Here is a 20,442-nt window from a genome sequence, read left to right on the forward strand (position 1 = left end):
ATAAAGCAATCCCACACCGTTAATCATTTAATTTATTTTTTAATTTCAAATTTATTATTTGCCGTACCATTTAGTCTAATGATTTCATCTAAGTAGTTACTCACTGATCGTTTAACATCATGGAAATAAGAACCCAACACTGAGGCGTAGCCCCATCCTCCTTTGTAGTATTCTCGTTGAACTCTCTCCAATATGTTTTTGTTCTTAATGCCCAACACATCTATAAGTTGTTTCATTGAGCTGTTATGCGATTTGATTAACTGACCATTTAATTGAAGCAGTCTAGTGGTTTCTGTTCCTAATAAAGCAGTTACTTCAGCGAATCCCTTATTGTCAAATAGTTCTTTTGTTTCAGATAACAGCGCTGCTTCTTTTCGGTTTGTTTCATTTCTCAACTGATTGATATAATTCAGATAGATACTATCGGCAATCTCTGCACGCTCTTGATACGCCTCGGCAATCACCTTCTCAAGATCTTCAATATCCTTATTCGCTTCTTTGTTAGCCTTGAATGTTTCTAGACTATACTTACCTTTTGCTGAAGCTTTCTTGTCTCTCTTTTCAACCAGACTATCTAACTCTTTCTCCAACTCATTGATATTGATATCGATCTCTTTTAATTCTTTTACCTCTGGTGTGGTTACTGTGTACTCTACTGTCATTCTTGATTCGCTCCTTTGATTTTTTCTTTGAGTTTACTTACTACTGTTTTCTTAGGTTCTTTGATCTGTGTTACTCGTTCTTTCTTATATTGAGCCAACAACTCTCTGCGGCGCTCGATGGCAATTTCATTTGTACTGTCTTCCTCGATCAACTTATTTAATTCGACTAACGAGAGCTTTTTAATTTCATCTGGGTTTTCTTCCAGCTCTTGCTTCATTTGTTGTTCTTCAAGGTATTTCTCCCATTCTCTATAGCTAAAGAAATCATCTTCTGTTTTCATTTGCCAACTCCTCTACTTTCTTACGAGTACCAGGATCTAACCCATTTGTATTCTTTGCTACCAAGGTGAGCATTGCTTTGCGTTTAAACTCAGCGGTACAAATGCCTTTAAGCAAAACCAACTTCTTCTTATCAGTTAACACTCCATCCCGATCCTCATTTAGAGCATTCTCCACTTGCTCAGGACTTAGCCCTGTGACTTCACACAAATGCTTCTGTTTGATTTTACGTGTCTTCATAATCTCTACAATAGTCATTTACACTTTCCTTTCTGCTTAATCAGTCAAACCATATATCAATAAACTTTATATACTCGTCTCGAGGTTCCATTTTCTTTAATCGAAGGTACATCTTTAGCTGGCGACCCTGTGTAGAGTCCTGTTTGAATCTTTTCGCTTTGGACCTATCTTGCGTGAAGATATAAGAATCTGGATCCGCGCGATTGCCGCTAATGATTTTGTAGTCCTTCAAATAAATAGTTCCTACGCCTAGAATGTATTCCTCTAGTTCGTCAGCATCAATTTCGATAAACTCTTTTCTCAGCCGATTGATAATAGCCTGCAGTTTCGCCTCCGACTTGCTCCTGATTTTTCGATATTCAAGAACAGATATTCCTCTTCGGTCAGCCAATACCTTATCTGTTATAGGTATATAAGTTCGATAACCGTTATGCATATAACTAAAGTTGGCACCTTGTTCAGTTTCGTAATACTTTTCAGAAAGAATTAAAACATCTTCTTTTGGCAACTCTTTTAAAGCAGCAAATAGTAGACGAGCATACCCCTTGGCATTGCCATCGCCTAAATGATTCCTATTTACCACAAATGCCTTCCATTGTGTGAGTATCCACTTTGGACGAATCTCGAAATCATAACTCACTATCCAAACACCTCCGCCATTAGTGCAATATTCGAAAATAAATCGTCCGTTAGTTCAACCTTTTCTTGCGGCACTTCCCATTCATATCTGAACGCCATAGCTGTTTCTATCTCGTATATTTCATCGAGTGCCTTCTGTCTCAACGGTAGGCTTTCAATCCCTTTTAAAAGGCTCTCACGTTCAGTTACAGGCAATTCATTTAAGAAGTGCGTAAAATGTTTGTGCCTAAACTTCCACCGCTCTATCCGCTTGTCAATGAGCATACACGCTTCAACGTTATCTGCTACTAAATAATCAATCTTGGGAGCTTTTGCATGGATAGCAATTTCATCATAGGCAATTCCTGTGCATAGGCTTTGGCAATAAAGCTCTTGCCTAATTAATCGTTTTTCTTCTTCCAGCTTTCTGATATAAGCCTCTATGTTCAAATAGCGGTTTAAATTGTATTCACTATCCATGCTTCCCTCCTAAAAAAACAGTATTCTATTATGTTGCGGCTTTGATCGTTGGTCTAGCTTGGGATTGTCATCATCTAGGACGGCTTTTTCAGCAACCGCAGTATACAGTTTTCAAAGGACAACTAATAATAAAAAACGGACACGAGACGTCTGCCATATTACTGGCTTTTTTCGTCTCATATCCGTTGGTTCTTCCTAATCAGATATTATTATTAAGTTGTCTTTATTATACCATATTTGAGCGATAAAATCTTTATGAAACGTTGATATATCAACTTTTAACACACTTTTTCATTCTAATTTATTTGTTGTTTTCGTCTCATATCTGACTACTTGACCATCTTTTACGATCAGGATAATTTCCCCATATTCTGGTAGTGTAAGTTCTACCGTTTTCGTTGGTTTGTCAATATATACTTTATCTGTGTTCATCGTTCCATCTCCTTAGTTAGCAATTTTTATTGTTTCTTGCCAGTTTTTTAGATCTGCTTGTTCAATATTCGTGATTGTTTGCTCCATGCTCTTAAATTGGTTTCTAAACGCTTGAAGGCCAATAGTCCGTTCGTCTTCATTAGTAGCAATGAACATGCCGCCTTCATATCCTCTGACAGAAACAATAGGCACGCCTTTGGCTCGCAGCATTTGAATAACTGCTTTTACGTCTCGTTCGTCCAGATCAATAATAGAGCATATATCTGGTACTTTGATTTTCCTTTCAAACCCTCTTGGGATTAATTCAAGTACCGATTGTTCAATAATCGTAAGTTCTTCCATTACATGCCTCCGCTCATTTTTTATTTTTCCTCAAACATTGGATAGTCATTTGGATAGAGATTATGACTTTTGAAATCCAAATCGTTTCTTGTCGCCAGCTTGATAATATAACCAGTTTTTTTAAACGGTGAGTGTGGGTTAGTGCAATGGGCCACCCTCATTCCATCTTTCTTTCCGTGAAAATGCCATTTCGAACAATACGGACACCAAACTGCATATTGTGATCCTGTATCATAAGCGATTAAAATTGGGTATTTTCTTTCATTTTTATTGGTTTTCAGTGTTTTCACTCCTATCTTCTTTGCGTGTGTATTCCTTAGATAAATATAGCCGAACCGTCCGAACCGTTAGTACAAAACCCTGATTTATCAACATTTCCACTGCTGTTTATTATCGAACCACTAAGTACCTAAACCGAACCATACCGAACCATACCGAACCATTAAGTACCTATTCATTTGTTCGAAAATTCTGGTTCGGGTTGGTTCGATTTTTTTCTTGGTTGGTTCGACTTCAGAACACTGCTATGCCAACGTTTTCCAAAACAGGTTCGGATGGTTCGGTATTTTTCACTTCTTCCAGACACACACTCAGTCTTCGATCGAAATATATTGCTTCAAAAACAAATGAATGTAACGTTTCATTCGCTGATTTTCTACTCTTGGGTTCTTTTTATAAATCCCTATTTTTTCAAGTTGCTTAGTAAACTTCGGTTGAGATAGTTCTTTGAGGTTTTCCCTGAAACAAAAATTTCTATATTCTTCGTATATCATTTTAGAAGAATCTCCCTCACTTGATTCCATGTCAACCTCGCACACTTCTTCAATGAACCTCATGATATGATTCGATTCTTTCAACCATTTATCTTTCGCTTGATTCATCTTGTCTGATACAGTCAGTTCTTTGCGGTCTAGCGCTTCTTTAAACATCCTTATGCAATAGGTGGCGAATAGTGGGATCTCTTTCTCAATGGCCTTCAAATCGTGTTTAGTTTTAAAACTTTCGTCTATCACGCAATCAAAAGGAACTACATATAAGCGCCTCTCAAAACCGTGTGTGAAGTCATTGAACGCTGGCAACTCGTTGGCTGAAAATATCAACTTCGCAAAATTCACAAACATAAAGTGATCTTTTCCTTTAAACTCAGCAGATAAACGATCCCCACCAGTGAGGGCTTTGAGTAGCCCTGTTGACTTGAGAAACTCGGAATCAACATCCGCAAACAGATTGGCTTCTTTCTGAAATAGGTTGGCACCAGCAAAACGATTCTGTTTGTTCCCTAATTCTTGAAGCGTCATATTGCTGGTATTGTCCTTACCGATGACTTTTGTTAGAAAATCTAAGAAAGTGGATTTACCATTCTCGCCGCTCCCTTGCAAAATCGTTATGGTTTGAAAAGGTGCATAACTTCGATAGAAACAGTATCCTATGATTTCCATTAAATGCTGTGCGCTTTTTTCATCACCAGTCAAATCTCGCAGCCATTCGATTGCCTTCTCTGGCTTCAAATTTGATTTCGGATCTACAACATAATCATGACTTTGAAGAATATAGTCTTTAGTATCGTGCGGTTTCAGTTCACCAGTTTTTATGTTGTAAGTTCCGTTTTTAAAATTGGCCAGATACGGCTTGCTATTGTTAAAAGGATTTTCTTTCATAGCCGGGTCAAAAATCTTAATCATGATGAACTTTTTTGTTTCGCCTAGTTTTTGCTGGCTCCACTTATTGAAAGATTCCAATTTGTCAGTGATATAACCGTCTAAAAAGTCGCTTAAACTATCAATTCGCCATGATCCTGTTTTTTTATCAAACCTCGCACCGTAGAGCAAACCATTTGTTCGGATCATTGGTATCTCGTTCATAATTTCATAACCTAACTTAGAAGCATTTACTTTAGTGTTTCCTTTTTCATCTGTGTAAATCCAATAAGGCAGTTTCTTTTCTTCGCCAATCTTCTTTTTTTGTAATTCTTGTAACTCAATAATTTCACTCAATTGGCTCCCAACTCCTTTTTCGCTATCGAATAGAATGTTTCCTCCACTTCTTTTTCGGATAGTGGTTCTGTAAAATATTGATTGGCGACTTTAACTAATTCGAATACTGCCTTTACATCTACTGCTCTTGCCAACAATCCCCCTGTGATTTGTGCAATGCGATTATTGCGATTTCCCTCTTCACATCCGCACACAATGCTTTCGAAAAGTTCAGTAGTTGTATTCCTATATCTTGACCCGCCTTTTTTGAATTGGCTTGTGTTTTTGTACAATTTTCTTGAAGTTACGCCTCCCGTGTCTTGCTTGTAGTCTTTCAGCCAACGTTTTGCGGCATCTAAGCCATCAGATATGGGAAATAATTTTTCTCCGCCATGGACAATAATTTGTTCTTGCTTAGAATATTGTGTCAACACTGGTAGTAACTGTATTTGCGACCAGGTAAGGTTTGACTGATCCGCATTGTGGATAATGCCATTCAGTATTTTATTTGAAAAAAAGTAAATCAGTAGCTTGTACTCTTGTTCATTCACTGGTTTATCCAGTGGAATAACTAACCGATAGCGTACGCCTTTTAACCCATGACTAACACTTGGATAAAGAACATAAGCAAACTTGGCTAGTTTTTGTTTGATGGCAGCTATCAAATCAATTTCAGATACGGTCACATCATCTAAATCTAAAATTAGGCAATCTCGATTGATTAAATTTTCATTTTTTCGTATCAAAGCCTTCATTTCACCAGCTATGAACCCATCAATTACAATCGTTTTTAATTTCTTCTGTTCTTCAGGATTATCAGAAACATTAACTTTAATCGGTGTATATTCTGAAAAAAATTGAATAATACTTTTATCTATTGGTGGTTCCATAATGGATGGCCGCACTTTACCTATATAAATCATTGCGTCACTTCCCCATATAGTTCTTTTAACAACGCATCCCTTACAAAAACTTGCCCTTTGCCTTTGTTTTGGTAAAAGCCCCAAATATTGTAAACCTTAGCACTAGCGCAAGCATGGTCCATATTTTTTTTATATTTATCAACTAGCGCTTGTTTTAAATCATGGACTTCTTTATCAAGTAATTTTTTTTCGGCGTTTTCTGCTAAAATATATAAAACTTGCTGAAGGTTATCGCAACTTTTTCCAAACCACACACGCCCTTTTTGCGTGTTCACTTCTTCAATAGCTTGCTGAATATCTTCCAAACTAAAAGAATCTAATGTTTTAAGTACATCCGATTTTAAAATATCCATTATTCCATGCCTCCAAATTTGTTTTTATAATCGTATTCATCAAATTCGATTACAAGTGCCGCAACGATCGGTAGCGCAATGAGTGCCTTCACCATTGAAGGAAGTGCTGACACCGTGACACATAGCACAATGATTAATTTTAATTTTCTGTTCATTTTTCTTTATCTCCCATCCATTTATTGATATAATGGAGAAAAGAATAATAGGAAATATCCTATCGTGTAGCCATTTGCTGATTCCGTCAAGAATCTTTACAGCAAGGGCTTTTTCTTTTCTCCATCCATAGTTTTTTTACTCCAAGTCAATACCTAACAACATAGCCAACAAATCAATTTCACGATATAAAATATCTTGATACTCATTATTCAGAGTTAGGTTTTCCTCTATTTCTGCGGTTGCAAGTTCGTTCAAACTTTTCACAACAGAAGTAACCGTTGGCTCTTCAGGTACCAAGCCTTGACACTCCATTTGTTCGTGCAAGGAATTATAAACATCAGTTAAACTTTGCCCCTCGATATTTGCTAATTCTGCCGCTGCTTCCTTTGAAATGACTTCTCGTAAAGCTTTTTCGACTGCTTGATTTTGTGTGATTTCCATTGTTATTCCTCCTATATCAAACCCTTTGCGACTACACTTGACTAACTTGTCTCCCATTTGCCCCCAGCGATTAATTAAATTTCAAATTGCGTCATCCATTCATCAACCTTTTTCCGATTACAGCGCTTCGTTTGATTGATCACAGAAACTGGAAAATCCAGCTCTTTAATGAATTTAGATAGATTGGATCGTGATACTTGTAGATAATCACAAGTCGTTTCTAAGTCCATCCATTCTGGGAAAATCCGTTTCTCCGCTTCACGCTGCTTTATTTCCTTCTCTACGCGATTAGCAACTTCTTCAAAACGCTCTTCGAATACGGGAGTCAAATCTACTTCTAACTTCATCAACATTCACCTTCTTTTTTTAAATCATTAATTGCAGTAATAACTTTCAATCTTCGTTCTTCATTTAGTGGCGTTCTTAACCACACTGAAAAACGACTATCAGAAATTCCGATTTTATCTGCCACTTGCCAATTTTTTAATCTTTCTGTGTAAATCAGTTCTCTTAAATCTTTATTCGCTTTCATCTAATTCTCCTTTCTCACAAAAACAATATTTGCTATATTGCAATAATATTACTTATTCATCCTGGTGTCAACAATAAAAACAATATTATTTTTATTGTTGCTATATTTGCTATTTTTTGGTACTTTATAATAAATACACTAATGGAGGGAAAAAGATGAATGAAGAAATTGATTTTGAAAGCGAAGCTTGGTTACAACTCTCATTTGGAGAAGCTTTAAGAAAAATTAGATATAACGAGGAAATGACAACAACCGAATTATCAAAAAAAGCAAATATTTCGCAACCATATATTTCGCAATTAGAAAATGATGTACGACTTCCTAGCGAAAAAATTATCCGTAAACTTTCTATTGCTTTAGCTAAGGGAAAAGATGTATTTGACGGCTTTTATGATTCTGAAAATCCTTATAGAGACAAATATTTAGATGAATTTGTTGTCGAAAAACGTACAGACCAGTTTTTTAACCTTTTATCTAAAATAAAAAAAGAGAATGCCAAATCTACTTTAGAAAATAAAAAAAATGCTTACTCTTATAGTTCAAGTAATGAGATAATTGATTTTGGCAAATTCAAACTACCTTCTGATTTATTTGATTTCATTATTAATAAAAATAATATTCCAATTGACAATGTTCCAGAACTCTTCTCTGAAGACGAGATTATTTTAGACGACAAAAACTTATACAAACTTGTAGAAAATTATTCTGATAAAGATGTAAAATTACTTTCGATTCGCTTATCCGGAAATATATTAGAACAACTTTTAATACATTATCGTTTATGTGAAATATTTGCGATCAAGAGTGATATTTCTAAACTTTCATCTGATGATAAATACTTTTACTTATCTGCTTTACGTCAAGAGTATTATTACAAAAAAGTCACTGAAAAAACCATTCGCATTAATACCCAAGAAGATTTATTTGACGGTGAAACAATCGTAGTGAATGGTAAGACTTTAAATGAAGATGATAAAACGTTACTTCTAAATATTATCAATAGATTAGCCGACTAACTAACCTCCACCACTTGCCCCCAGCAGTACCAGGAGGGAATAATATTGGCAAAATTTGAACAATACAAAGATAAAAACAATAAGAGAAAATGGTTATTCAGTGGATATGTTGCTACTGATCCTATTACAGAAAAAAAGATTGTCACCACTCGTAAGGGTTTTGACACCAAGGCAGAAGCAAGTCTTGAGTTTGATAAATTGAAAGCAAGCATTCTAAAAGGTTCTAAAAAGAAGCGTACAATCACATTCCAAGAGCTGTATGACGATTGGTTGGAACAACACCGCAAAAGTGTTAAATCTTCTACAGTAGCCACCAATAGACGGTTTATTGAAGGTCATGTATTGCCAAAATTCGGCAAGTTAAAACTAGACCAAATAACCGTTTCTTTTTGTCAAAAATGTGTGAATGAATGGCACGACAAATACAAGCAATATCACTATATAAGACGTGCTACTGCTCAGGTCATGAATTATGGCGTATCTATGGAATTAATGGAAAGTAACCCCATGAAAAAGACGATTCTTCCACGCAAAAAAGAAGAGGAAAAGAAACCTAACTTTTATAGTAAAGATGAATTACACGAGTTTATGACATTCGTTAAAACACTTGATAACTATAAATATTATGCTTTTTTCCGTTTACTTGCTATTACTGGCATGCGTAAATCAGAAGCGTTAGGGCTGTATATTAAAGACTTGAACATATTCAACAAAACACTAACAATCGGTAAAACAATAGCCATTGATGAATACGATCAAGTTGTTTTACAGACCCCTAAAACAAAAAATTCATACCGCACCATCAGCTTAGATGATGAAACGATACGAATTTTACAAAAATGGTTCAGTATTCAAAAAGAAGATTACTTCAAACTCGGATTTAATACGTCAAAAGCAAAACAACTCATGTTTAGCAATATGAGTAACGATTTATATTATCCACAAGTAGTAAACGATTGGCTTGATTGGATTTATGACAAAGCAGAAAAAGAAGGCCTAACTTTAAAAAGAATAAGTCCTCATGGTTTCCGACATACTGCTTGTTCGCTTATGTTTGAAGCTGGCGCAACGATTAATGAGGTTCAGAAGCGCTTAGGTCATAAGGATGTAAAGACTACCATGAACATTTATAGCCACGTTACACCGCAACAAGCAGAAAACACCAGTCAGAAGTTAGCAAACTATTTAGGTTTCTGACAAATAGATAGTTTTTCGGATAGTATTTATGAGATTGAAGGCAAATAAAAAGCCAAGAACGCTATAATATCAACGTTCTTAGCCTATAGTTAGGTTTTAACCTACACTGCCTTCCATTTCGTACTGGATCAAGCGGTTTAATTCGACTGCGTATTCCATTGGTAGTTCTTTAGTGAATGGTTCGACGAAGCCCATGACAATCATTTCAGTCGCTTCTTGTTCGGAGATACCGCGACTCATTAGATAGTACAATTGTTCTTCGGAGATTTTTGAGACTTTCGCTTCATGCTCCAGCGAAACATTGCCATTTAAGATCTCATTGTATGGAATCGTATCGGAACTTGATTGGTCATCCATGATGATCGTATCGCACTCGATATGGCTGAATGAACCGGCACTATCACGACCGAAACGAACCGTTCCACGGTAATCCACGGCACCGCCATCTTTAGCGATTGATTTTGAAACGATCGTGCTAGAGGTATTCGGTGCATTATGGATCATGCGAGCGCCATTATCTAAAACGATATTTTTACCGGCGACAGCAATTGATAACATCGTACCGCGAGCTCCGCGACCTTCCATATAAACACTTGGATATTTCATCGTAACTTTTGATCCTAAGTTGCCATCGACCCATTCCATCGTTGCGTTTTCTTGGGCTTGTCCACGTTTGGTTTCTAAACTATAAACGTTGTTCGACCAGTTTTGGATGGTTGTATACCGGCAATAGCCATCTTTTTTCACGAAAACTTCTACGACTGCTGCATGTAGACTATCTGAAGAATACGTTGGTGCGGTACATCCTTCGACATAGTTGATGCTGGCACCTTCGTCTACGATGATCAATGTCCGTTCAAATTGACCTGTATTGGCTGAATTGATACGGAAGTATGATTGGATCGGAATATCGGTCTTCACACCTTTTGGTACATAGATGAAGGTTCCACCTGACCAAGCGGCTGAATTAAGGGCAGCTAATTTATTATCTGAAGGTGGCACTAAAGTTCCGAAATATTCTTTGAACAATTCAGGGTATTCTTTTAGTGCTGAATCGGTATCGGTAAAGACGATGCCTAATTTTGTGAATTCGTCTTTCATGTTGTGGTAAACCACTTCTGATTCATATTGGGCTGAAGCACCGGCTAAGTATGCTCGTTCAGCTTCAGGGATTCCCAAGCGTTCGAAGGTTGTTTTGATTTCTTCTGGAACATCATCCCAATCACGTGCTGGTTTGTCACTTGAACGGATAAAGTAATTGATTTTATCGTAATCCAAACCAGATAAATCAGGGCCATAATCAGGCATCTCTAATTTACGGAATGTTTCTAAGGATTTCAAACGGAAATCCAACATCCATTCTGGTTCTCCTTTTGCGCGGGAGATTTCGCGGATGACTTCTTCCGATAGACCCTCACCAGTCGTAAAGACGGGTTCGACATCATCATGGAAGCCAAATTGATATTCTTCGATTTCTGGTACACTACTCATAGTATCCCGCTCCTTATTCCTATTTAAGTATTCATTTTTCAAAAGAACGAAAAATGAGTTTGATCTTCATGCCGTATATCACTCTGCTAAACAACTCTAGCTAGTAGAAAACTGCAAAAAGCAGAGCTGACATCCTTATTCCTATTTAAGTATTCATTTTTCAAAAGAACGAAAAATGAGTTTGATCTTATCACTCTGCTAAACATTTTTAGCTTCTAGAAAACTGTGAAAAGCAGAGCTGACATCCTTATTCCTATTTAAGTATTCATTTTTCAAAAAAACGAAAAATGTTTTATTTAATCTTTATGCAGTTGTCCTTCACGGGCTTTTCCTTGTTCATCTGTCAAAGCTTTCCCTAAGGCTTTCCAGGCCAAAGTCGAGCATTTGATTCGAGCCGGGAATTTCGCCACACCGCTAAGCATCGCTGCGTCGCCTAATGCGTCTTCATCCGCTGCGGGAATCTCATTGCCTTGAACCATTTGAGCAAAAATCACCGCTAAATGTTCAGCTTCTGAAACAGGTTTACCGATCACTGCATCCGTCATCATTGATGCGCTGGCCGTTGAGATCGAACAGCCGCTACCAGTAAAAGCGATGTCCTTGATGATGCCCTCTTCAACGATCAATTCAAGTTCGATCACGTCGCCGCACGTCGGATTGTTCATCTCGATCGTCTTGGTCGATTCATCTAATTTGCCGCGATGATGAGGATGAGCTGAGTGATCCAAGATTACTTGTCGATATAAGTTGTCTAATCTAGTTAGCGCCATCTTTGAAAAACTCCTTTGTAGCTTGGATTGCTTGGACTAAACGGTCCGCATCTGCTTTCGTATTATAGAAATAGAAGCTGGCCCGCGCCGTCGCAGATACATCTAAATAGTTCATTAATGGTTGCGCACAATGGTGCCCGGCTCTTACCGCTACGCCTTCCATATCTAGTGCCGTCGCGACATCATGTGGGTGGATGCCATCTAAATTAAAGGCGATCACTCCCGTATGATGTTCTGGATCTTGCGGTCCATAGATCGTTACGCCGCCAATTGCGTGTAATTTGGGCAAGACATAAGCGACTAATTCTTGTTCGTACTGATGAATGTTGTCCATCCCGATCTCATTCAAGTAATCGATCGCTCCGCCTAAGGCAATTGCACCGGCAATGTTTGGTGTACCGGCTTCAAATTTCCAAGGTAGCTCTTTCCAGGTACTTTCATACAGACGAACAAAATCAATCATTTCACCGCCGAATTCGACCGGTTCCATCTGTTCTAATAACGAACGTTTGCCATATAATACACCGATTCCGGTCGGTCCGCACATTTTATGCCCGCTAAAGGCAAAGAAATCTGCGTCCAGTGCTTGCACGTCCACCTGCATATGCGGTGTTGCTTGGGCCCCATCGACGATCATGATTGCATCATTGCTATGCGCAAGTGTTGCCAACTCTTTGATCGGATTGATCACGCCTAAAACATTTGAGACATACGCTAAAGAGACGATCGCTGTTTTTTCATTGATGATTTTTTTGGCTTCAGCCAGATCGATAAAACCTTCGGCTGTCAATGGCAAGTAGCGTAAGATCGCGCCGCTTCGTTGAGCCAATTGTTGCCACGGAATAATGTTTGAGTGGTGTTCCATATAAGAGATGACGATTTCATCTCCAGCTTTAATAAACGCATCACCATAGCTACGCGCCAACCAATTCAAACCCGTCGTTGTCCCACGAGTAAACAGAACTTCGGCCGTTTCGTTGGCATTGATGAACGCGCGAACTTTTTCGCGACTCTTTTCATAATCAGCGGTTGCACGTTCAGCAAGTGTATGGACGCCGCGATGAACATTCGCATTATCCGTTTCATAGTAATGACGTAAAACATCCAAGACTTGTTTCGGTTTTTGGGTGGTTGCTGCATTGTCCAAATAGACTAATGGTTCGTCATTGACTTCTTGAAAAAGAATCGGAAAATCATTTCTGATCGTAGCAAAATCTTTCATTAGTTCAACTTCCCTTCGATCCGATCAATCAATTGTTCTTGCGTAGCTTTTACAGGGATCGCTGTGATCACAGGTCCTAAGAAACCACGGATCACCAAACGTTCAGCAGCTGCTTTTTCTAATCCACGGCTCATCAAATAGAATAATTCTTCCGGATCGACACGACCAACACTGGCTGCATGGCCGGCAGTAACTTCATTTTCATCAATCAAAAGAATCGGGTTGGCGTCGCCACGAGATTTTTCAGACAACATCAACACACGGCTTTCTTGTTGCGCATCTGCTCCTTTTGCGCCTTTTAAGATGTGACCGATCCCGTTGAATGTCAAGGTTGATTTTTCAAGAATAACTCCATGTTGTAAGATGTGACCGATCGTGTGTGGTGCTTTGTTCGTTACACGTGTATCGATTCCTTGAATTTGTTTTCCTGTACTGATAGCAACGATTTTTACTTCTGAATGCGACCCTTCGCCGACTAAATCTGAATCAAAGTCTGCGATCACATTGCCATCATTCATGATTCCGATTGCCCAATCGATCATTGAATCGCGCATCAAATAACCACGGCGATTCATGTACGTTGCGATATTGGCCCCTAAGGCATCGATCGCTGAGAATTTCACGCGGGCACCTGGTTTGGCAATTACTTCAACGACCACGTTCCCAGAAAGTTTCTTCGCTTCAACACCTTGAGATTCAAAACGCTCTAAGTAAGAAAATTCACTGTTGGCTTCCGCTACGATCAAGACATGCTTGAAAAAGTGCGCATCGTCATTGCCGTTGTGTAAGAATAGACTTTCGATAGGCTCTTCGATCACAACATTTTTAGGAACATATAAGAACACACCATTGTTCATGAAAGCTGCATGTAAAGCGGTCATCGTATTTTCTTCAACTGGTACGGCTTTTTGCATGTAATATTCTTGTACCAATTCAGGGTATTCTTGAAGTGCTGTCACTAAATCAGTGAAGATCACTCCTTGTTCGACCAATTTTGGTGAGATTTGTTCAAAAATCGTAGTTTCACCAGCTTGGACAATGATAGGATTGTCTTTCATTTCATCAAAGCTTGGGATCGTTCCACCGATTTCTTGATGTTCTGGTTTCACGTTGTACAGATTCCAACGCGCGAATTTTACTTTTTCGATGACAGGCAATGGCAATTCGTCGATTTTATTCAACGCATTGACACGTAAGTCGGTCATCCATTGAGGTTCGGCCCATTCAGCAGAGTATGCTTTGACGGCCTCAAGATATTCTGTCCATTTTTTCATCTATCTTGCCCTCCTAAACTTCTTCTTTGTATTCGATACCTAATTCAGCAGAGATTCCTGCATAGCCTTCTGCTTCTAAACGGCGTGCAAGATCCGCATCTCCAGTTAAGACCACACGGCCTTCCATCATGATATGGACCACATCTGGTACGATGTAGTTCAATAGACGTTGGTAGTGAGTAATGATCAAAGCGCCAAAATTTTCACCGCGCATTTCGTTGATACCGCGAGACACAACTTTTAAGGCATCAATGTCTAACCCAGAGTCGATTTCATCTAAGATCGCAAAGGTTGGTTCGATCATCAATAATTGTAAAATTTCATTACGTTTCTTTTCTCCACCCGAGAAACCTTCATTTAAATAGCGTTCTGCCATTTCTTCCGGCATATTCAATAATTCCATTTTTTTATCTAATTTTTTCAAGAATTGCATCACTGAGATTTTATCGTCTTCACCACGACGTGCATTCATCGCAGCACGCATGAACTCAGCATTACTGATTCCTGGGATCTCACTTGGGTATTGCATTGCTAAGAATAAGCCCAAACGCGCACGTTCGTCGACTTCTAAGTCCAAAATATTTTTACCGTCAAACAGGATTTCCCCTTGTGTGACTTCATAGTTTGGGTTGCCCATGATAGCAGCAGACAATGTTGATTTCCCTGTACCGTTTGGTCCCATGATGGCGTGGATTTCGCCAGTCTTCATTACTAGGTTAACGCCTTTTAAAATTTCTTTATCGTCAATGGCTACGTGTAAGTCTTTGATTTCTAAAACTGACATGAAAGTACCTCCAAATATTTTTTCTCGTTCTCACACATTTTAATCTAAATGAGAATGGAATACAAATTGATTCGCATAATTTCTTTTCAAAAACGACTATTTATTTAGAATTATTATAATTATGTTCGCTTGCAATTTAAATCTTCTGCAAACAATAAAATCCTTCATTATTGTAGCTCTTATTTACAAACCTATTGTGACAAAAAAACACCGAAAGGATGTTTCCCTTCGGTGTCAGTACTTCTTATTCTTCCACGGGTTTTACAGAACCGTCCCATTTTTTCAAGATCCAGTCTTGAACATCTTTTTCACGTAAAACTTTGATCAATTTTTTGATTCGCGCATCATTTTTATCTTCTGTACGAACCGCAATGATGTTGGCATATGGTGAGTTGTCTTTTTCAAGTAACAAAGCATCGTTGACTGGGTTTAGCCCCGCGCCATAAGCGAAGTTGGCATTGATCGCAACTAAGTCGCCTTCGTCATTGTTGTAAGTCGTAGCAAGCAATGCTGGATCGATAGAATGTTCAAATTTCAAGTTTTTAGGGTTTTCAGCAATATCATCGAAAGTGGCTGTTTCTAAATCAACACCATCTTTAACTTTGACTAAATTCGCATCTTGTAAGATCGTGATGATTCGGCCCCAGTCAGACTCAGAGTTTGAAGTAATGATCGTTGCGCCATCTTTCAAATCTTTGATGTCTTTGATTTTTTTAGAATATAAGCCCATTGGTTCGATATGGATCGCACCAGCATCCGTAAATTTATAATCATTTTCTTTTACGGCTTTGTCAAAGAATGGTTTATGTTGGAAGTAGTTAGCATCGATATCGCCATCAGCTAACGCTTTGTTTGGTAAAACATAGTCATCGAATTTTTTGATTTCTAGTTTCATGCCTTCTTTTTCAAGTAACGGTTTGATGTGTTCCAAGATTTCAGCATGCGGTGTTGGTGAAGCACCGACAACTAAAGTATCGCTATCTTTTTTACTACTACTATCAGAAGAGCTTGAGCTACTGTTCCCACAAGCGGCTAAGCCGACTGTTAATAATGCTACTGCTGCAAAACCTAAAAATTTCTTTTTCATTGCTGGTTCCCCCTAAATTGACTGTTTTTTATTTTTAATAAGAAAAAATTCTTACTGTTACCCCACGAGTGAAATTAACGCTTATCGGTTCTCTTTGTTAAGAAGTCCCCGATTCCTTGAACGATGAATACGATCAATAGAATGATCACGGTAGCTACTAAAGTGACCGTATAGTTTCCGCGTTGATAGCCTTCTTGCCAAGCTAATGCACCAAGACCACCGGCCCCGATCGCACCGGCCATAGCTGTAAATCCGATCATTGAAACTGATGTAACTGTCAAACCAGAAATCAACGCTGGCAGACTTTCAGGAATCAAAACTTTCCAAATCGTTTGGAAATAACTTGCGCCCATCGCATCTGCTGCTTCTAAAACGCCTGAGTCAACTTCACGAAAGGCGATCTCTACTAAACGAGCATAAAAGGGTGCGGCTGAAAGTACTAACGCTGGAATTGCCGCTTTCGCTCCTAACATCGTTCCGACTAAACTTTTGGTAAATGGAATGATCAAAACCATCAAGATCATGAATGGCGTTGAGCGGAAAATATTACTGATGATCGAAACCAATCCGTATAAAATACTGCGCGCACTTGAATGTTTTCGACCTAATGAGTAAAGTAGTAAGCCTAATAATAAGCCTAATATGAAAACGATGACCATTGAAATAATCGTCATGAACAACGTATCATTGATGGCTTCTTTTAATGTATCCCACGATACTTGTTGGAAATTTAAATAGGTTTCTGTAAAACTTTTATCCACGGTGCAGCACCTCCACGCCAACTTGTTGACTTTCTATAAAGCGAATCGCTTGATCGACTTCTTTTGGTTCACCCGTCAACTGAACAGTCAATGTGCCAAAAGAGCTTCCCGTTGCTCGTTCGATATTCCCGTAAACAATGCTGATGTTGATGGGGAATTGACGGATTGCTTGTGAAACAACTGGTTCATTCGCATTGTTTTCCAAGAAATTCAAGGTTGCTAACGTGCCCGTTGGATTTTCTTTGATAAATTCGGCGAGTAAAGCAGATGGATCTGCTTTTGGTTCTAAATCTTGTTGGACGAAAATCTTGGTCACTTCCTGTTGTGGATGACGGAAAACTTCACGAACAGATCCTTCTTCGACGATTTTTCCAAGTTCCATCACAGCGACTTTGTTACAAATTTTACGGATCACATTCATTTCATGAGTGATCAATACGATCGTTAAACCTAATTTTTGATTGATATTGGCTAATAATTCCAAAACTTCTTCCGTCGTTTGTGGATCCAATGCACTGGTTGCTTCATCACAAAGGAGGATATCTGGATCATTGGCTAATGCTCTAGCGATCCCGACCCGTTGTTTTTGTCCTCCGGATAATTGGGAAGGATAAGCGTCCCCACGGCCATCAAGTCCCACTAAACTCAATAATTCTTCCGCTTTTTTCTGACGTTGTTCTTTTGCTACCCCCGCCAATTCTAGTGGTAGCTGAATATTTTCGATCACTGTACGTGACCATAACAGATTAAAATGTTGGAAGATCATCCCAACTTTTTTACGAAAGCTTCTTAATGCTGCTCCTTGTAATTTTGCTACATCTTCGCCATTGACGATCACTTGGCCGTCAGTTGGTGTTTCTAAACCATTCAATAAGCGAACCAATGTACTTTTTCCTGCTCCGGAATAACCGACGATGCCATACACATCTTTTTCCTCGATTGTTAAATTGATTCCATTGACTGCGTGGATCGTTCCTTTTTTGCCAGCGAAACTTTTCCCCACTTGATTTAATTCAATCAATGCCATGTTTCTGACTTCCCTTCTAGATAAGCGGATAGCTTATAGCTAACTCTTAATTATGTAACTATTTTACCAAGTTGTTGAAAAATAGTCCGTTCATTTGCATACTGCGTTTTATGCTTGTCTGCCTAAGACTAACAAAAAAAGCCCCCGTCCATAAATGTACTATTGTACACTTAGGACGAAAGCTTTTGACTTCCGTGTTACCACCTAAAATTTATCCTGACCTTACGATCACGACCTCTACCAGTACTTGCAACTTGCGCATACTGAGGTGCTATAACGGGCACTCCCGTGATAGACTTAACTGTGTCTCGTCTATCCCGCTCAAAGACCATTTTCCATCTCATTTCCATAACTCCCTCTCAGCATACAGGAGCTCTCTTTGTACTTTAATCAGATGTACTTTTCTTTTCATCGCTTTCTCATGTGTATGAAAGGATTATATCAGGCAATTATTAGCATGTCAAACACGAATTGAAAATTTTCTTTATAAATTTTCAAACTCTGCTTCGTCTACTTCACGCAATGATAATATCCAGGCATCTAACTCTTCTTTTGTGTTCAAGGCCGCAGGATCTGCTTGGACTTTTTCACTGACAGAAGATACGACACCTGTTAAGGGACTTTTGAATTCTTGAACAGCTTTTTCTGCTTCGATCTCAATAAAAGGTTCGCCGGCTTTAATTGTTTGGCCGATTTTTGGTAAAGAGATGAACGTAACTTCACCTAATGTTTCTGACATCTCAGCGGTCAATCCCATGCAATAGTCTTTATCGTTATGTAAAATCCATAGTCCTTCTTGTTTCTTTAAGTAACTCATTTATTTAAACGCTCCTTCGTAAGTTTCTTCTTTGAATCCATTGATCAAAAATTGATCATTTTTGATCAGCAATGGGCGCTTGACTAGCATCCCGTCACTAGCTAATAACTCACTTGCTTCAGTGACTGAAAGATCTGCGATTTTATCTTTCAGACCTAATTCACGGTACTTCATGCCGCTGGTATTAAAGAAACGGCGAATCGGCAAGTCACTTTGACTAATCCATTGTTCAAAATCCGCATTTGACGGAGTTGCCTCGATCAAATCGATCGTTTCATAAGCGACTCCTTGTTGATCTAGCCATGTTTTGGCTTTGCGACAAGTCGAACATTTTGGGTACCAATAAAATTTAAGCACGTCGTGTCCTCCTGATAGGTTGTTTGTCAGCACTTTGATAGCGCATTGAGAGAATCAAACCGATCCCGATCATGTTTCCTAAAATCGAAGATCCCCCTTGACTGATAAACGGCAATGGAATCCCCGTTAACGGTAATAGACCAATGTTTGCCCCGATATTTTCAAATACATGGAACAACATCATCATAACGATTCCAGAAGCAATATACGCATAAAACTCATTATTCATATCAAAGCATAAACGAATCATCCGATAAATCAAAATAAAATACAGTAAAATCACAAATGCGCCACCGACAAAACCGAAGTTTTCACCGATCACGGTAAAGATCATATCCGATTCACGGACAGGAACATAGACATGACTGACATTATAACCAGTTCCTAACATCCCGCCAGAACCAATCGCCATCAATGAATGCGCCAATTGGAAACTTTTTCCTTGAGGGTCATGGAAAGGATCAATCCACGAATCGATTCGTGCAAATTGATAGTTTTTAAACCCAACATGCGTCAGCAACTCGCGACCTGCGTCCGTCGTTACTAAGAAAATAACCGATCCGCCAAGGACAACAGCAGCAACGATCACTGGAACGATAATCAACCATGAAATACCAGACATCAAAAACATGCCGGCAAAAATGGCCAGAAAGACTAGCATCGTCCCGAAGTCTTTTTGGGCTAAAACTAAACCAAATACAGGGATCGAAACCAATACCATTTTAAAAATCAAACCAAAATCACTTTTTAACGAACGAACCTTATGAGCCACACTATGTTTAGTAATGATTAAAGCCATCATCAAAATATATGCGATCTTCATAAGTTCGGCCGGTTGGAACGTCAAAGAACCAATCTTAAACCAGTTTTTTGAGCCTGTCGAAGCGGCTAATGTCGGATCATAATACTTCAGTAATGCTAACATGACGGCTAAACCGATCACATATAAAAAGGGCGTTATCCGCCATAAAAGCTTTGCGTCAAAATGAATAATAATACCAACTGCTAAAGCTCCTACCAGATACCATACGCCTTGCATGACCATATTTCGAAAAATATTAGGATCTCTTGGGTCGTGGGTCAACGCCACATACAGGGAAAGCATCCCTACCAAACATAATATGAACACAGGTAAAATAACGCCGTAATCAATACGACTATCATTGTTTTTTCTTAAGCTATCCATTTTTCATCTCTTTTCCACAGTG

Annotated in this window: 28 protein-coding genes and 1 other annotated feature; of the genes, 2 read left to right on the plus strand and 26 right to left on the minus strand. The window is 38.6% G+C overall.

Annotation, left to right across the window (positions count from 1 at the left end; all coding sequences use genetic code 11):
* Positions 1 to 32 precede the first annotated feature (32 nt).
* The 15 genes from RV04_RS00405 to RV04_RS00465 all read right to left on the minus strand — a co-directional run bounded on the left by RV04_RS00405 (position 33) and on the right by RV04_RS00465 (position 7,431).
* Positions 33 to 662, minus strand: coding sequence for a hypothetical protein (locus RV04_RS00405; protein WP_071856500.1), 630 nt, complete (start codon positions 660 to 662; stop codon positions 33 to 35).
* On the minus strand, positions 659 to 943 hold the full coding sequence (locus RV04_RS00410; protein ID WP_071856501.1) for a hypothetical protein: 285 nt from the start codon (positions 941 to 943) through the stop codon (positions 659 to 661). The genes RV04_RS00405 and RV04_RS00410 overlap by 4 nt, the downstream gene beginning before the upstream one ends.
* Entirely contained in the window at positions 927 to 1,199 is a 273-nt protein-coding gene (locus RV04_RS00415; RefSeq protein WP_071856502.1) for a hypothetical protein, read from the minus strand. The genes RV04_RS00410 and RV04_RS00415 overlap by 17 nt, the downstream gene beginning before the upstream one ends.
* A gap of 22 nt (positions 1,200 to 1,221) precedes the next feature.
* Positions 1,222 to 1,821: a hypothetical protein gene (locus RV04_RS00420; protein ID WP_071856503.1), complete on the minus strand. Its 600-nt coding sequence runs from the start codon at positions 1,819 to 1,821 to the stop codon at positions 1,222 to 1,224.
* A complete protein-coding gene (locus RV04_RS00425; RefSeq protein WP_071856504.1) occupies positions 1,821 to 2,279 on the minus strand; it encodes a hypothetical protein in 459 nt (152 codons plus the stop codon). Before RV04_RS00425 ends, RV04_RS00420 begins: the two co-directional genes overlap by 1 nt.
* Positions 2,280 to 2,570: 291 nt before the next feature.
* Entirely contained in the window at positions 2,571 to 2,711 is a 141-nt protein-coding gene (locus tag RV04_RS13145; RefSeq protein WP_169818172.1) for a hypothetical protein, read from the minus strand.
* A 12-nt stretch (positions 2,712 to 2,723) separates the two neighbouring features.
* On the minus strand, positions 2,724 to 3,053 hold the full coding sequence (locus tag RV04_RS00430; RefSeq protein WP_071856505.1) for a hypothetical protein: 330 nt from the start codon (positions 3,051 to 3,053) through the stop codon (positions 2,724 to 2,726).
* A 20-nt stretch (positions 3,054 to 3,073) separates the two neighbouring features.
* Positions 3,074 to 3,343: a hypothetical protein gene (locus tag RV04_RS00435; RefSeq protein WP_245791022.1), complete on the minus strand. Its 270-nt coding sequence runs from the start codon at positions 3,341 to 3,343 to the stop codon at positions 3,074 to 3,076.
* A 300-nt stretch (positions 3,344 to 3,643) separates the two neighbouring features.
* Positions 3,644 to 5,047: a DNA primase family protein gene (locus RV04_RS00440; protein ID WP_071856506.1), complete on the minus strand. Its 1,404-nt coding sequence runs from the start codon at positions 5,045 to 5,047 to the stop codon at positions 3,644 to 3,646.
* Positions 5,044 to 5,949 carry a primase alpha helix C-terminal domain-containing protein gene (locus tag RV04_RS00445; RefSeq protein ID WP_071856507.1) on the minus strand — a complete coding sequence of 302 codons (906 nt, stop codon included), beginning with the start codon at positions 5,947 to 5,949 and terminating at the stop codon, positions 5,044 to 5,046. The genes RV04_RS00440 and RV04_RS00445 overlap by 4 nt, the downstream gene beginning before the upstream one ends.
* Positions 5,946 to 6,302: a hypothetical protein gene (locus RV04_RS00450; RefSeq protein ID WP_071856508.1), complete on the minus strand. Its 357-nt coding sequence runs from the start codon at positions 6,300 to 6,302 to the stop codon at positions 5,946 to 5,948. Before RV04_RS00450 ends, RV04_RS00445 begins: the two co-directional genes overlap by 4 nt.
* Positions 6,302 to 6,457 carry a hypothetical protein gene (locus RV04_RS13150; RefSeq protein ID WP_169818173.1) on the minus strand — a complete coding sequence of 52 codons (156 nt, stop codon included), beginning with the start codon at positions 6,455 to 6,457 and terminating at the stop codon, positions 6,302 to 6,304. The genes RV04_RS00450 and RV04_RS13150 overlap by 1 nt, the downstream gene beginning before the upstream one ends.
* A 136-nt stretch (positions 6,458 to 6,593) precedes the next feature.
* On the minus strand, positions 6,594 to 6,899 hold the full coding sequence (locus RV04_RS00455; protein ID WP_071856509.1) for a hypothetical protein: 306 nt from the start codon (positions 6,897 to 6,899) through the stop codon (positions 6,594 to 6,596).
* 74 nt (positions 6,900 to 6,973) lie between these two features.
* The gene (locus RV04_RS00460) at positions 6,974 to 7,246 is read right to left on the minus strand and encodes a hypothetical protein (protein WP_071856510.1); all 273 of its coding nucleotides are present in this window, start codon (positions 7,244 to 7,246) and stop codon (positions 6,974 to 6,976) included.
* Positions 7,246 to 7,431, minus strand: a complete 186-nt coding sequence (locus RV04_RS00465) for a hypothetical protein (protein ID WP_071856511.1) — start codon at positions 7,429 to 7,431, stop codon at positions 7,246 to 7,248. The genes RV04_RS00460 and RV04_RS00465 overlap by 1 nt, the downstream gene beginning before the upstream one ends.
* Before the next feature lie 155 nt (positions 7,432 to 7,586).
* Between RV04_RS00465 and RV04_RS00470 the strand changes: the two genes are divergently transcribed.
* Both RV04_RS00470 and RV04_RS00475 read left to right on the plus strand, forming a co-directional pair.
* The gene (locus RV04_RS00470) at positions 7,587 to 8,447 is read left to right on the plus strand and encodes a helix-turn-helix domain-containing protein (RefSeq protein ID WP_071856512.1); all 861 of its coding nucleotides are present in this window, start codon (positions 7,587 to 7,589) and stop codon (positions 8,445 to 8,447) included.
* Between the two features lie 45 nt (positions 8,448 to 8,492).
* A complete protein-coding gene (locus RV04_RS00475; protein WP_071856513.1) occupies positions 8,493 to 9,644 on the plus strand; it encodes a tyrosine-type recombinase/integrase in 1,152 nt (383 codons plus the stop codon).
* Between the two features lie 96 nt (positions 9,645 to 9,740).
* On the opposite strand, the gene sufB is transcribed toward RV04_RS00475, so the two are convergent.
* The 11 genes from sufB to RV04_RS00530 form a co-directional block, all read right to left on the minus strand.
* Positions 9,741 to 11,135 (minus strand): Fe-S cluster assembly protein SufB, encoded by a 1,395-nt coding sequence (gene sufB / locus RV04_RS00480; protein ID WP_071856514.1) that lies wholly within the window; start codon positions 11,133 to 11,135, stop codon positions 9,741 to 9,743.
* Between the two features lie 296 nt (positions 11,136 to 11,431).
* Positions 11,432 to 11,905 (minus strand): Fe-S cluster assembly sulfur transfer protein SufU, encoded by a 474-nt coding sequence (sufU, locus tag RV04_RS00485; RefSeq protein ID WP_071856515.1) that lies wholly within the window; start codon positions 11,903 to 11,905, stop codon positions 11,432 to 11,434.
* Positions 11,892 to 13,127, minus strand: a complete 1,236-nt coding sequence (locus RV04_RS00490) for a cysteine desulfurase (RefSeq protein WP_071856516.1) — start codon at positions 13,125 to 13,127, stop codon at positions 11,892 to 11,894. The genes sufU and RV04_RS00490 overlap by 14 nt, the downstream gene beginning before the upstream one ends.
* Complete coding sequence (sufD, locus tag RV04_RS00495) at positions 13,127 to 14,401, minus strand: Fe-S cluster assembly protein SufD (RefSeq protein WP_071856517.1); 1,275 nt, start codon at positions 14,399 to 14,401, stop codon at positions 13,127 to 13,129. Before sufD ends, RV04_RS00490 begins: the two co-directional genes overlap by 1 nt.
* Positions 14,402 to 14,414: 13 nt before the next feature.
* Positions 14,415 to 15,185 (minus strand): Fe-S cluster assembly ATPase SufC, encoded by a 771-nt coding sequence (gene sufC / locus RV04_RS00500; protein ID WP_071856518.1) that lies wholly within the window; start codon positions 15,183 to 15,185, stop codon positions 14,415 to 14,417.
* Positions 15,186 to 15,429: 244 nt separating this feature from the next.
* The gene (locus RV04_RS00505) at positions 15,430 to 16,272 is read right to left on the minus strand and encodes a MetQ/NlpA family ABC transporter substrate-binding protein (RefSeq protein ID WP_071856519.1); all 843 of its coding nucleotides are present in this window, start codon (positions 16,270 to 16,272) and stop codon (positions 15,430 to 15,432) included.
* Between the two features lie 74 nt (positions 16,273 to 16,346).
* The gene (locus RV04_RS00510) at positions 16,347 to 17,033 is read right to left on the minus strand and encodes a methionine ABC transporter permease (protein ID WP_071856520.1); all 687 of its coding nucleotides are present in this window, start codon (positions 17,031 to 17,033) and stop codon (positions 16,347 to 16,349) included.
* Positions 17,026 to 18,060, minus strand: coding sequence for a methionine ABC transporter ATP-binding protein (locus RV04_RS00515; RefSeq protein ID WP_071856521.1), 1,035 nt, complete (start codon positions 18,058 to 18,060; stop codon positions 17,026 to 17,028). Before RV04_RS00515 ends, RV04_RS00510 begins: the two co-directional genes overlap by 8 nt.
* Before the next feature lie 168 nt (positions 18,061 to 18,228).
* Positions 18,229 to 18,481 (minus strand) — a binding site (T-box leader).
* Positions 18,482 to 18,544: 63 nt separating this feature from the next.
* A complete protein-coding gene (locus tag RV04_RS00520) occupies positions 18,545 to 18,877 on the minus strand; it encodes a glycine cleavage system H family protein (protein WP_071856522.1) in 333 nt (110 codons plus the stop codon).
* Positions 18,878 to 19,234, minus strand: coding sequence for an arsenate reductase family protein (locus RV04_RS00525; protein WP_071856523.1), 357 nt, complete (start codon positions 19,232 to 19,234; stop codon positions 18,878 to 18,880).
* A complete protein-coding gene (locus RV04_RS00530; RefSeq protein ID WP_071856524.1) occupies positions 19,227 to 20,420 on the minus strand; it encodes an FtsW/RodA/SpoVE family cell cycle protein in 1,194 nt (397 codons plus the stop codon). Before RV04_RS00530 ends, RV04_RS00525 begins: the two co-directional genes overlap by 8 nt.
* Positions 20,421 to 20,442 lie beyond the last annotated feature (22 nt).

It is taken from the genome of Enterococcus hermanniensis, assembly GCF_001885945.1.
In the GTDB taxonomy this organism is placed as follows: Bacteria; Bacillota; Bacilli; order Lactobacillales; family Enterococcaceae; genus Enterococcus_A; species Enterococcus_A hermanniensis.